This is a genomic window from Psychrobacter sp. Ps2 (assembly GCF_022129405.1).
GTDB lineage: Bacteria > Pseudomonadota > Gammaproteobacteria > Pseudomonadales > Moraxellaceae > Psychrobacter.
In genome coordinates this window covers 74,273-87,529 of sequence record NZ_JADQAM010000043.1, presented here as the reverse complement: position 1 = coordinate 87,529, position 13,257 = coordinate 74,273, and the positions used below count along the sequence as shown (strand labels likewise).

The following is a 13,257-nucleotide window of genomic DNA, read 5'->3' as shown; positions in this document are numbered from 1 at the left end:
GTCACTTAAATAGCATGAATTATGTCCATTAGCGACTACCTTCTACTTTTTAGCATGAATTTTGTCCATTACACCGATTAAATGAATACTAATTAATCTAAATGTTGTTTGAAACCGCGCTGCTTATCACGTTCCCAGTCACGATCTTTTAGCGTTTTGCGTTTGTCATGCTGCTTTTTACCTAAGGCTAGGCCAATTTGGCATTTCACCAGTGAGTTTTTCCAGTAACAAGATAGCGGTACACAAGCGTAGCCTTTCTGGTTGATTGCCCCAGATAGTTTCTCGATTTCACGACGGTTCAGCAGCAGTTTACGGGTACGAATACTGTCTGGACTAACGTGCGTTGAGCTCGATAGTAATGGCTGAATGTGCGCACCGAACAAGAAAGCTTCGTTATTGCGGAATATGACGTACGCTTCAGTAATCGTCATTTTTCCTGCGCGAATGGCTTTGACTTCCCAACCTTGTAATGCCAGTCCTGCCTCAAAGGTTTCTTCGATAAAGTACTCATGACGGGCCTTTTTATTGGCGCAAATCTGATTATCTGGCTTTTTTGATTTTTTTGACATAATTTCTCCATAAGGATGACCTAAAACACAGGCTCCTTATCCTTATTTAATCAGTCCCACTAATTCCTCATCCTAATCCAATAACTGGTCTTGTTTTTTATTTCGATTATGAGATGGATGAGTCGAACTGCCTATTGTATCAAAGCCTCTGATGAAAAGGTAAATCAGCTGTTAGGACAAATGTAGCAGATAAGTATTAAGTTTGAGCAAAATTTGCTAGCATATGGCCTAATATCACCGATTATATCAGTCATGCTATGAGCCACTCTATTTCTCCCAATTCCTCAAAGCTACATACCAAAATCCTATACCCTGGTACCTTTGATCCTATTACCAATGGTCATGTAGATTTGGTCACACGTGCCGTCAAGCTATTTGATGAGGTTGTTATCGCGGTTGCCTCAGGCCATCATAAAAAACCCTTGTTCAGTTTTGAAGAGCGCGTTGCTTTGGTCGAAACCGTATTTGCAGATTTACCGCAGGTATCAGTGATTGGTTTTGAAGGGCTGCTTGTTGACTTTATGCGTGAAAAAAACGCCACGGCAGTTTTGCGTGGATTGCGTGCAATGTCAGATTTTGAGTACGAATTCCAGCTAGCCAATATGAATCGTGAGCTTGATGAGAACTTTGAGGCGGTGTTTTTGACCCCATCTCAAAATTACTCATTTATCTCATCTACCATGATTCGCGAAATTGCCAAGCTTGGCGGTGACGTCAATAAATTCGTTCCACCCTGTGTTTTGCAAGCATTCGACAAAAAATTAAATAGTAAATAAAAGGTACTGCATCAAAGATATGCTGCTAGCACTTGCTAAAATAGTAAGGAGCAGCCATATATGACTGATATAAGCAAAAATATAAGGAACAGTTCATGGCACTATTAATCACTGATGAGTGCATCAACTGTGATGTGTGCGAGCCTGCTTGCCCCAATGAAGCCATCTCAGAAGGGGATGATATCTATGTCATCGACCCTGATCTATGTACAGAATGTGTCGGGCATTTTGACGAGCCACAATGCGTTGTGATTTGCCCAGTTGACTGTATTCCTCACGATCCCAATCATGTCGAGACAGAAAGCGATTTGTTGTCTAAATATAAACGCATTACGGGTCAATAAGTAGCTTATATAGTCGATCCTCTATAAAAGAGTGACAGCGTTAACCTCATTTGAAGTATCACATATACATCTGCGCTCGGTTGCCTTGACTCTCTTTTAAACTGAATCAACGATACATTATTAATGATATTTGGGTTCAAGGCGCTTTAGGAAAAATGTAATGACGATAAATGCAAACCAAATAACGAGCGATTTTGATCAACAACATCTCTGGCATCCATATGCCAGCCTGCCACCAACCTATTCCAATATCGTTATCGATCGAGCTGAAGGTATTTATATCATTACCGAAGATGGCACGCGCCTGATCGATGGTATGTCGTCATGGTGGGCGAGCGTTCATGGTTATAACCATCCAAAACTGAATGAAGCATTGACTAAGCAATTGGGTAAAATGGCGCATGTCATGTTTGGTGGGTTAACCCATCAGCCAGCGATAGATCTGGGCAAAAAACTGCTCGACATTGTCCCTACTGGACTTGATGCAATTTTTTATGCGGACAGTGGCAGTATTGCGGTAGAAGTGGCGCTAAAAATGGGGTTGCAATATCAAGTAGCTGCCAAGCGTCCAACCAAGCAACAATTTGCATCAACCCATTCAGGGTATTACGGAGACACGTGGCATGCGATGAGTGTCTGTGACCCTGTTAATGGTATGCACAGCCTATATGGCAAGCAGTTACCGATGCAGCATTTTGTCCCTGCGCCGCCCATTGGCTTTGATCGCGCATTGACAGTAGATGAACGTGAGACGCTGGCTCAGTTTTTTGTAGAGTATGGTGAGCAGCTGGCGGGTTTTATCATTGAGCCAATTATTCAGGGTGCAGGCGGGATGCGTTTTTATAGTCCTGAATATCTGCAATTGCTGCGTCAACTGTGCGATGAGCATGATGTACTATTGATTGCAGATGAAATCGCTACTGGGTTTGGCCGTAGTGGTAAATTGTTTGCGTGTGAACATGCTGGCATCAGACCTGATATCATGACTATTGGCAAGGCGCTAACGGGTGGCTATATGACTTTTGCCGCAACGTTATGTACCCGCAAAATTGCCGATACCATTCATAATAGTGACTATCCAGCCCTTATGCATGGCCCAACCTTTATGGGCAATCCACTGGCTTGTGCAGTTGCGTGTGCATCGATTGATTTGATTATGTCTTATGATATTGAAGCGCGTACCGCAAATATGCAATGTATTATGGAGCAACAACTAGCGCCTGCTGCTTTATTAGAAGGCGTTGCTGAAGTGCGCTGCTTGGGCGCGGTCGCTGTAATTGAGCTGCATGAAGCGGTCGATATGCCCATTTTTCAGTCTTTATTGATTGATAACGGTATCTGGGTCAGACCATTTGGCAAGCTGGTGTATATCATGCCGCCTTACGTGATTACTGATGCTGAGCTGACTACCTTATCCCAATCATTGCTAAAAGTAGTGCGTACGTATTTAGAAAACCGAGGTCAACCATGAGTGTTTTATTTGTTTCTGGTATCGATACCGATATCGGTAAAACTTATGCTACTGGGCTGCTTGCTAAAGCGCTTATGCAGCAAGGCTTAAATGTCATCACTCAAAAGCTAGTACAAACGGGCGTATCGATCAATCCAGATAATGGTGAGATGAATATCGCTGATGATATTATTACGCATCGTCAACTTATGGACATTCCTTTACAGCAATGTGACCTCGATTTTACGACTTGTGCTCATCGTTATAAGAAGCCAGCGTCTCCTCATCTAGCTACTAAGTTATCAGGGGAAACACTTGATCCTGATATGATTACTAACGCTACCAAGCGACTGCAATCTGAGTATGAGCTGGTACTACTAGAAGGTGCAGGTGGCTTACTTGTGCCGATTACAGAGAATCTACTCACATTAGACTATATTGCTGAGCAAGGCTGTCCAGTTATTTTGGTCACCTCTGGTCGATTGGGCAGCATCAATCATACTTTGCTGAGTTTAGAAGCTATAAAATCGCGCGGATTAATAGTACATAGCGTAATTTATAATCATATTCATGATGATGCTGAACAAACGGATACTGAGATCGCAAATAGCACTATTGAGTTTCTACGAAAATATTTGGACAATCATTATCCCGAAGCGCATTGGCTACAGATTCCGTATTTAAAAGATAATCTAGTCGGTAATATTGAAACACTGCCAGAAAATTTTGTTTAGCCTATTTATGTTGTCTTTAAAAATAAATTCAAAAGACATTCGCAGGCAGTCATAAGTTTGATATACTAGCGCGCTTGGTAGACTAGGCGATCGCCGCTGCACACTGGCAACAGATGAGCAGGGGAGGAAAGTCCGGGCTACATAGGGCAGCGTGCCAGCTAACGGCTGGGCAGGGTAACTTGACGACCAGTGCAGCAGAGAGTAGACCGCCTTTAGTACCTTAGGGTATCATCGGTAAGGGTGAAAGGGTGCGGTAAGAGCGCACCGCGTGAATGGCAACATCTCACGGCATGGTAAACTCCACGCGTAGCAAGACCAAATAGGCATCGGCATGGCGCGGCCCGCGTTCGATGCGGGTAGGTTGCTTGAGCGTATTAGCGATGATACGCCTAGAGGAATGATCGTCCACGACAGAACCCGGCTTATCGGTTTACCAAACCTTTTTTATTGTTTGTTATAGTAATAGTTGCAATTAATCTGAATTAAATTCATTTTTTTGCAAAAAATGCTTATTAGGGGTTGACGGCAGTCAACAGCTTGGGCATAATGTGCAGCCTAAAACGGCGATGTAGCTCAGCTGGTTAGAGCGCATGACTCATAATCGTGAGGTCAAGAGTTCAAGTCTCTTCATCGCCACCATATATAGCAGTACGAAAAAAACCAATCTATCGAGATTGGTTTTTTTTTGCCTAAAATAAGTGGTTTTATAAACTAGAAGCAATTGATAGATAGCGTTTTAGGTGTGATTTACTTACAGATTTCTTACTAAATCATAGATTTATCTGTCTAAGTACAGATTAATTCTTGTAACTTATGTCGCGCTTACTTATCATAGGGGCTGTTTTCGGTAAAGTCCTGTAACGCCATGTCTATACAATTACCTCCTTATCGTCCTGTTCAGCATCGTAGTGGCCTTAAAGTCATGGGTGCCGCATTTCATGCTTTACTAATGCGTGAGCTCCAAACGCGCTTCGGCGGCTATCGCTTGGGCTATTTATGGGCGCCGTTAGAGGTTATTTTTCAAATTCTAATATTCTTGGTGATTTTCGGTGCCTTTCGTGAGCGCCTAATACCAGGTATGAATTTCTCGTTATTTTTAGTAGCAGGCATGGTACCTTTTCGTATGTTCCAAAAGATGGCAACGAGAGCGCTAGGTGCTGTCGAAGGTAATCGTGGCTTGCTTATATATAGAGCAATTCGGCATATAGATGTTATTATTGCTCGCTCATTTCTTGAACTTATTATTTATTTTTTTACTTTTATCTTATTATTAGCTGGATTGTCTTTTTTCGGTATATTTCCAAGTCTAGGTAACTTACATATTGTTATTTTTTGCTGGATAACACTTTTTTTATTTGGATTTGGCACAGCGCTTATTATGATGGTTGTTGGACATTATGGTGGTGAGATATCTAAAGTAATAACAATATTTTTTACAATTCTATATTTTACTTCAGGTGTTATTTTCCCTTTATTTATTGTTCCAGAACCTTATTTTAGTTATTTGTTATATAATCCATTAGTGCACAATTTGGAGCTTATAAAACACTCTCTAGCCCCAAATTATCCCTCCTATCACATTGATATAGGTTATTTTTTAGAGTGGACAATTGGTATAAATTTTTTAGGGCTTCTGATGTATAAAGCAGTTGAAAAAGATCTGATACGTTCTAAGTAAGTAGATTGAAATTTAATCGATATTTTATTCATGTTATTGATAATTTATGGTAAATAAATGATTGAAGTTAAGAATGTTTCAAAGTCATTTATGACTACAAAAGGTCGGCATTATCTGTTTAAAGACTTGAATCTAACCATTGGTGATAAGCAAAGTGTTGGTTTGTTAGGTCGTAACGGTGCGGGCAAGTCAACCTTGCTACGTATTATATGTGGCCTTGATGAGCCAGATCATGGAGAGGTTATTACCGATTCGACTATTTCTTGGCCAGTTGGGGTGGCAGGTGGTTTTCAAGGGAGTTTGACCGGTCGTCAAAACGTACGTTTTGTTTGTCGTCTTTATTCAAGCGGTCCTTATATCGACGAAAAAATTCGTTTTGTAGAAGAGTTTGCAGATATCGGTAAGTATTTCGATATGCCTGTACGTAGTTACTCATCTGGTATGAAGTCAAGGCTTGTCTTTGGATTAAGTTTAGCTTTTGATTTTGATTACTATATGCTTGATGAAGTGGGTGCTGTTGGTGATGCAGCCTTCAAAAAAAGATCAAGAGAGATTTTGAAGGCTCGAAAAGAAACGTCTGGAGTACTAATGGTATCTCACAGTTTAAAAGATATAACTGCAAGCTGCGACATTGGTATTGTATTAATGGATCAGACAGCACATGTGTTTGATGATATAACAGAAGCGATTAAAGTTTATGAAAAGCATGTCCACAAAGCAAAAAAATAACATACTCAATTTTTCGCTTTTCATCGGCTTAGTGATTTTGCCTTGGGTGTTGGTGATATTCTATGTCATGACTATAGCCCACCCAAGATTTGTTTCTACTGCAGATGTAGTGGTTAAGCAGGTTAGCGAGTCTAGCGTACCATCTGGTGGCGGACTATCAGCTCTATTGGGCGTTAATAGTACCAGTAAAGAAGATGCGACCTATTTGACAGAGTATATTTTGTCGAATGATATGGTGAAGCGACTCGATAATAAGTTTAAATTTCGTGAAGCTTACTATGTTGATGGTTCTGATCCTATTTATGAAATCGATCCTGATGCGACTCAGGAAGATTTGCTCGAATACTTCAAGAAACGGGTTCACATTGATCTCGATGAGCAGAGCTATGTGCTTTCGGTATCAACAGAAGGCTTTGACTCAAAGTATGCTTTTGAGCTGAACAAAGCTATCTTGGGAGAGTCTGAACAGTTCGTAAACCGTATTTCGCAAGAAGTAGCTCGTGATCAATTAGCGTTTGCAGAAACTCAGTTAAATGAATCAGAAGAGCGCCTAAATGATGCCAAAGAGCAGCTATTAAACTATCAGAACGAAAACGAAATCTATGATCCACAGGCCAATGCACAGATCGTCAATCAGTTAATTGGTAGCTTACAAGCACAATTAAGCTCGTTGCGTACCGAAGAGCGCCAGTTACTCAGTTATCTAAATCCAGATGCGCCGCAAGTGGTTTCACTAAGAAGCCAGATAAAGGCCGTTGAAGAGCAAATCACTCAAGAACAAACCAAATTGACCTCGCCAAATACAACCAAGTTGAACCGTCAAGCGGTACAGTTTGAGACCATCAAGGCAGATGTGGATTTTGCTACCGAATTGTATAAATTGTCGTTGTCATCGCTTGAAAAATCAAGACTAGAAGCATTCAAGAAAATGAAAAACTTGATTGTGATCTCAACGCCCTACGAAGCTGAAGATGCAACTTATCCGCGCCAAGCGTATCTTATTTGGACATCGCTTGCGTTGCTCTTAATGCTATACGGATTTGTACGTTTGGTAATGGCAGTTGTCCGTGATCACCGTAGCTAATCTTGAAAAACCAGATATCAGTAATGATCGATAGATCAGGAAAGGAATATAACTCATGAATATGAAACCACGTTCTATCGTGATAGCGACAAGTTTGGCAATGGCGGCGACTAGTATGTCTGCAACAGCTGCAAGCAGTTATGCAGATCAAATATCAGGTTCAGGCTTTGGCACAAGCAGTAATAACATGAGTCAATCTCAGAACCAGAGCAATATTAACGTGTCTACCCAAGCATTTGCTGGGGCAGTACCAGGGCAAGCAACAACCCAAGAAGCGGTTAACGCAGCAAGCTTACCAAGTCAGTCAGTTATTAATACCACGCGTCCTTATCAAGATATTAAAACTCAAGATATGATGTTCGGTGAGCAATTGTTCCGTGGGGCATTTTCGACGACTTCAGGCTCTACCTTTAATGACAGTTATGTGATTAACCCTGGCGATAACGTCCAAGTAAGAATGTGGGGCGCTTACCAGTATGCTGCTACCATGACCGTCGATCCACAAGGTAATATTTTCTTACCGAACGTTGGACCAGTCCGCGTCTCTGGTGTGCAAAATGGCAGCTTACAAAACGTGGTCAAAAATGCTGTCAGTCGTATCTACCGCTCGAATGTAGGGGTTTATGCTTCATTAGAGCAGGCGCAACCAGTTAAAGTATTCGTCACAGGTTTTGTTAAGCAGCCAGGCTATTACGGTGGTCTAGCAGCAGACTCGGTATTGTCTTATTTAGATAGAGCAGGCGGCGTTGACCCAACACGCGGTAGTTATATCGACATTCAAATCAAACGTAACGGTCAAATGCTACAGCAAGTCAATTTATATGATTTTTTGCTAGCGGGTAAATTACAGGCTTTTTCATTCCGTGATGGTGATGTCATCACTGTGGCACCACAGAAAAAGACATTTGTGGTAAGCGGTCAAGTTCAAAACGAATATACCTTTGAGTTTGATGTGAATGATCTGACTATTGGTGATGTGTTGCAAGTGTCTAATCCGGCAGCCAATGCTACTAATGTCAGTATCACTCGTAGTGCAGGGCGCGCACAAACGGCAGAGTACTACTCATTAAGTGAAGCCCAAAACGTTCCTGTCTATAACGGCGATCAAATGGTAGTAACCTCAGATCGTTATGCAGGCACCATCGCTGTACAGGTAAAAGGTGCGCATACTGGTAATGGCGCGATGGTTGTGCCATATGGCGCGCGTCTAAAAGATATCGTGCCACAATTACAGCCAAGCCCATTGGCGAAATTGACGCATTTAACAATCTACCGCGAATCTGTTGCTGAACAACAAAAACGCATGATTAACGAGTCGCTCGATCGTCTAGAAGAGCTAACACTTGCTACCCAGTCAACGACTCGTGAAGAAGCTGCACTACGTCAAGATGATGCAGCATTGGTCAAACAGTTCGTCGCCAAAGCTCGTAATGTACAAACCGATGGTCAAATCGTTGTGGTACCAAACTCATGGCAAGATATTATTCTGCAACAAGGCGACATCATTGAGATACCAGCCCAAACATCAGTCATTACAGTCAATGGTCAAGTACGAGCACAAGGGGCACTTACCTTTAATCCTGACTATACCGTTGGAGATTATGTGGCTAATTCTGGTGGTTTCTCTGACAATGCTGATACGAAAGACATTTTAGTGGTTCATCAAAATGGTGCTAGTCAAGTGGTCAATACTGCGTATCGTATTCAGCAAGGTGATGAGATCATGGTATTACCGAAAGTTAAAACTAAGCGTGTGGAGATTGCTCGCGGTCTATCACAGATCGTTTATCAGTTAGCAATTGCTGCCAAAGTAGTTCTAGATCTATAACGGTTAGCCATGACTTAATGATGACTGTTGAATAGATTTAACTAAAATTAACGAGTAAAGGTATTAAAGATATGGCAAAAGAAGTAGCAAATGAAGTCAAGGTATCTGATGTGTCCACCTCTGATCATGCGCTACTTTCTTCGTCATCGCAGTATCAATCGCCAAAGCAGTTGGCAGTGATTGGTAAAGGTATGTGTCACAATAACTTGCTACTCTCGCAAGTGTTACAAGCCAATATCCAGCGCTGGTATCCGTGGTCAGGCTTGCAACACAGCCTGATAAATCGCAAGAAAAAATCACAACCTGAGGCATTTATTGGATGGGGGCATAAGAAAAGCTTCCAAAGAGCTAATAAAGCCGCCACTCGTCAGAATGTGAATGCTTTCAGTATTGAAGATGGATTTTTGCGTTCATTAGATTCAGGTATTAATAGTCGCCACGGTTTGAGTGTGGTTATCGATGACGTTGGTATCTACTTTGATATGACGCATCACTCGCGCCTCGAGCAGTTGATTGTTGAGCGCACCAAGAGTACTAGCAATGATCGCGCAGCAGACGAGGCACGTGCTCATCATCTGATGACACGTATATGCGAAGAAAAACTGAGTAAATATAATTCCATAATCGATTGTCCGTCGTTGGACAAATTGATTAATGAAGAAAATATTAACGAAAAAGAAAGTGTTTCACCATTACATATCTTGTTGATTGATCAGGTAGCGGGTGATGCCTCTGTTAAAGGTGCTGGTGCGAATAAACGTCAATTTAAGAAGATGCTAAAATCTGCATGCCACAACCATCCTAACGCCCATATTTGGATAAAGGCTCATCCTGCGTCAAAATCAGGCTACTTATCCAACTTAAAACTGCCTAAAAACGTTAGGCTATTGACTGAGTCTCTCAATCCTATTGAACTGCTTAAGCAAGTAAGTGATGTCTATACCGTCAGCTCACATATGGGCTTTGAAGCATTAATGCTAGGTAAAAAAGTACATTGCTTTGGAGTCAGCTGGTATAGCGGATGGGGGCTGACCGATGACACTAATGCACCTAAAAACTTACTTAAAGCAGTTGAGAAACGTCGTTTAGAGTCAGCTGAGATACTTCTCAGTAATAGAGATTTGTCAAACTCAGCAATGTTTCCTGCCACGTCACATAAGACGCTTGAAACGTCATTAGAAACATTATTTTATAGTGCTTATGTTAATTATAGTCGTTATGTAGATCCAGCAACGAAACAAGCTTGTGATATCGATACAGCCATTGAGTGGTTGGTGACCAATCGGTGGTGGCAAGCGCGTCTTGAAGGCGATTTGACGATATATGAATTTAGCCGTTGGAAGCTGCCATTTGTCAAAGCCTTTATAGACCTACCGCGTACGACATTATTCGTTAAACCAAAACCGCGTCTAAAAAATCTTCTACATCCAGACCATTTCCGTGTCAATTTCAGCCAGCCTTTATTGGTATGGGGTTTGGCCAAACGTCAGCAAGTACAGAAGAAGCTACAGAGTAAACTTGCTGAACAAAGCTCGGACATGCCAGCTATTTATTGTATGGAAGATGGGTTTATCCGATCAAATGGTTTAGGTGCTACTTTACTCGCACCACTGTCTGTTGTCATAGACAAACAAGGTATTTATTACGATGCGACCCAGCCTTCAGACTTAGAAACATTGCTGCAAAATTGTCAGCCATTAAGTTCTGAACAGCGTCTTCGCGTAAACAAACTGCAAGACAAACTGCTGAATCAGCGGGTAAGTAAATACAATGTTGGGGTTGGTATAGATGTTTCTAGTATTCAAAATAACTCTTGGATGCAGGATGCCAAAATATCTGGGAGACGACGTGTTCTTATTATCGGTCAGGTAGAGGACGATTTGTCAGTACAGTACTGCGGTTCCACAATAAAGACAAACAGTGGTTTGATCGAACGTGTACGACAAGATAACCCAGACGCTTATTTGATTTATAAGCCGCATCCTGATGTTGAGGCAGGACTGCGAGCAGGTAAAGTATCAGAAGCTCATCTACAACAAGTTCAAGCGGTTGCCTACGATACTGCCATGCCTGATTGTTTAGAATGGGTGGATGAGGTTCATACGATCAGCTCACTGACTGGTTTTGAAGCGTTGCTGCGTGGATTGGACGTCACCTGCTATGGTTTACCATTTTATGCAGGTTGGGGGTTGACCACAGATATTGACGGGCAGTCGCTACCGAAATATACCTATCTAAAAAGGCGTCAACGAGATATACCTTTGACTCTTGAGCAGCTAATATATGGCGCGCTTATATGTTACCCGTTGTATCGTCTGCCTGATGGCTATGGATTAGCACAAGTAGAACAGGTGATCGATTATTTATACCCTCTCAAAGACTCGTATCTGCTTGCGAATAGTGAAGAATCGCAATCTGAAATGCCTAGTACTTCAAATAGTTCAGCTAAGACTGTGAACTCGTCTTTATCTACAAAGTTTAAACGTCACGCGACCACACGTTTTATGCAGCAGCGTCACCAGTGGCAACAGAAATTGCGTAAAATGTCTCGTTAATTTATTAGAGTAGCACCGTATAATTGCATTGCGACAAATAGATGCTTTTTCGGTATAATCACTTTTACGCTATGTGTTTTCACACGGTTGCACGACCTTTCTCATTTTTATTTCTTATTTTCTCATTTAATGGTAGCCCTGTATTATGGCAGCTTCGATGTCTCACTTGCTTACTCATCGACATGTCTTGCTACTACAAGGGAAAATGGGTGGGTTTTTTAATCGCTTTTCGTCATTCTTGCAAACTCAAGATATTAAAGTAAGTAAAATCAATTTTAATGCAGGCGATGCCTTTTTTTATCATCACGACAATACCTACGAATATACCAATACATTAGCGCAATTTTCCTCTTGGTTGCAGGCGTTCATTAAAGAAAATGCCATTGATGCGATTGTATGCTTTGGCGATTGTCGACCGCATCATACTCAAGCAGCGTGTATCAGTGAGAAGCTAGGTATTTCATTTTTTGTCTTTGAAGAAGGGTACTTGCGTCCTGATTACATTACCTTGCAAGAGCATGGGATTAATGGCTATTCACGTCTAAACACTGCTGAGATTAAAGCACTTAAGAAAGCCAATGATCAGCCTTTATACACTCATAATCGATTTTATCGCCTCAGTATCGCAGCCATCGTCTATTACATCATTGCTTGGCTTTATAAAAGCCGTTACCCACATTATTCACATTATCGTGGTATGACCGCTTGGCAAGAAGCCATCGCTTGGTTAAAAGCACCGTGGCGGAAGCTACGAGGATATTTGCCAGATAAACACCTGCAAAACAGACTGACCAAGCAAGAAAGTAACAATTACTTTTTGATCAGTTTGCAAGTACATAATGACTCACAGATTACCCATCATAGTGATTATCGTGATGTGGTACAGTTCATTGACGAGTCTATCGCAAGCTTTGCAAAATTTGCTAATCAAAAACAGTTACTCGTGTTTAAGCATCATCCATTGGATCGTGGTCATAGAGACTATCGGGAGCTGGTAGCTAGCCTAGCTGAGCGCTATCAAGTGTCTCATCGTGTTTTCTATGGTTGTGATATGCACCTGCCAACTTTGATGAAATATAGTATTGGCATGGTGACTATTAACAGTACGACAGGCTTGCAGTCGGTTTATCATAAGAAACCTACTAAGGTTATGGGTCGTGCAATTTACGATATTCCTAAGCTAACAGATCAAAAGCCGCTTGATGATTTTTGGCAGCAGCCTAAGGGCCCAGATAATGAATTTTATTTGAGATTTCGTGAGTACTTGATAGAGCAAACTCAAATAAATGGTGCTTTTTATGGCAGATCGCCATGGATGTATAAGTATCTGTACCAAAATGGCAGTGAAACTACAGACGTAGATATGTCTAAAACCAATTTACCCTAGTTATTTATTCGCTTTTGTTTCTAAGAAGTCATAGTAATTATAATAGTATCTATATAAAGAAACGAAGTTCAACAAGTGTAACGATTGTTGCGTTATCCTTTTTTAGCTTGTCATTTCATCTGC

General features: G+C 41.4%; 11 protein-coding genes, 1 tRNA gene and 1 other RNA gene. 12 read left to right on the top strand and 1 reads right to left on the bottom strand.

Annotated features, from left to right (window positions below; all coding sequences use genetic code 11):
• Positions 1-92 precede the first annotated feature (92 nt).
• On the bottom strand, positions 93-569 hold the full coding sequence (gene smpB, locus I3254_RS04830; RefSeq protein WP_057758370.1) for an SsrA-binding protein SmpB: 477 nt from the start codon (positions 567-569) through the stop codon (positions 93-95).
• Positions 570-826: 257 nt separating this feature from the next.
• Here smpB and coaD point away from each other — a divergent pair, with 257 nt between their 5' ends.
• The 12 genes from coaD to I3254_RS04770 all read left to right on the top strand — a co-directional run bounded on the left by coaD (position 827) and on the right by I3254_RS04770 (position 13,134).
• Positions 827-1,345 (top strand): pantetheine-phosphate adenylyltransferase, encoded by a 519-nt coding sequence (coaD, locus tag I3254_RS04825; protein ID WP_238051739.1) that lies wholly within the window; start codon positions 827-829, stop codon positions 1,343-1,345.
• Positions 1,346-1,440: 95 nt separating this feature from the next.
• Entirely contained in the window at positions 1,441-1,689 is a 249-nt protein-coding gene (locus I3254_RS04820) for a YfhL family 4Fe-4S dicluster ferredoxin (RefSeq protein WP_021814308.1), read from the top strand.
• Between the two features lie 160 nt (positions 1,690-1,849).
• Complete coding sequence (bioA, locus tag I3254_RS04815) at positions 1,850-3,160, top strand: adenosylmethionine--8-amino-7-oxononanoate transaminase (protein WP_238051736.1); 1,311 nt, start codon at positions 1,850-1,852, stop codon at positions 3,158-3,160.
• Positions 3,157-3,873 (top strand): dethiobiotin synthase, encoded by a 717-nt coding sequence (gene bioD / locus I3254_RS04810; protein ID WP_238051735.1) that lies wholly within the window; start codon positions 3,157-3,159, stop codon positions 3,871-3,873. The genes bioA and bioD overlap by 4 nt, the downstream gene beginning before the upstream one ends.
• Before the next feature lie 74 nt (positions 3,874-3,947).
• An RNA gene (gene rnpB / locus I3254_RS04805) (RNase P RNA component class A) lies at positions 3,948-4,314 on the top strand.
• Positions 4,315-4,435: 121 nt separating this feature from the next.
• Positions 4,436-4,512: transfer RNA gene (locus I3254_RS04800), tRNA-Met, on the top strand.
• A 226-nt stretch (positions 4,513-4,738) separates the two neighbouring features.
• Positions 4,739-5,551 (top strand): ABC transporter permease, encoded by an 813-nt coding sequence (locus tag I3254_RS04795; RefSeq protein WP_238051719.1) that lies wholly within the window; start codon positions 4,739-4,741, stop codon positions 5,549-5,551.
• Positions 5,552-5,608: 57 nt separating this feature from the next.
• Positions 5,609-6,280 carry an ABC transporter ATP-binding protein gene (locus I3254_RS04790; RefSeq protein WP_238051717.1) on the top strand — a complete coding sequence of 224 codons (672 nt, stop codon included), beginning with the start codon at positions 5,609-5,611 and terminating at the stop codon, positions 6,278-6,280.
• Complete coding sequence (locus I3254_RS04785; protein ID WP_238051715.1) at positions 6,258-7,364, top strand: capsule biosynthesis protein; 1,107 nt, start codon at positions 6,258-6,260, stop codon at positions 7,362-7,364. Before I3254_RS04790 ends, I3254_RS04785 begins: the two co-directional genes overlap by 23 nt.
• 55 nt (positions 7,365-7,419) lie before the next feature.
• The gene (locus tag I3254_RS04780; RefSeq protein ID WP_238051714.1) at positions 7,420-9,192 is read left to right on the top strand and encodes a polysaccharide biosynthesis/export family protein; all 1,773 of its coding nucleotides are present in this window, start codon (positions 7,420-7,422) and stop codon (positions 9,190-9,192) included.
• A gap of 71 nt (positions 9,193-9,263) precedes the next feature.
• On the top strand, positions 9,264-11,747 hold the full coding sequence (locus I3254_RS04775) for a capsular polysaccharide biosynthesis protein (protein ID WP_238051713.1): 2,484 nt from the start codon (positions 9,264-9,266) through the stop codon (positions 11,745-11,747).
• A 145-nt stretch (positions 11,748-11,892) separates the two neighbouring features.
• Positions 11,893-13,134 carry a capsular biosynthesis protein gene (locus I3254_RS04770; RefSeq protein WP_238051711.1) on the top strand — a complete coding sequence of 414 codons (1,242 nt, stop codon included), beginning with the start codon at positions 11,893-11,895 and terminating at the stop codon, positions 13,132-13,134.
• The last annotated feature ends 123 nt before the right edge of the window (positions 13,135-13,257 follow it).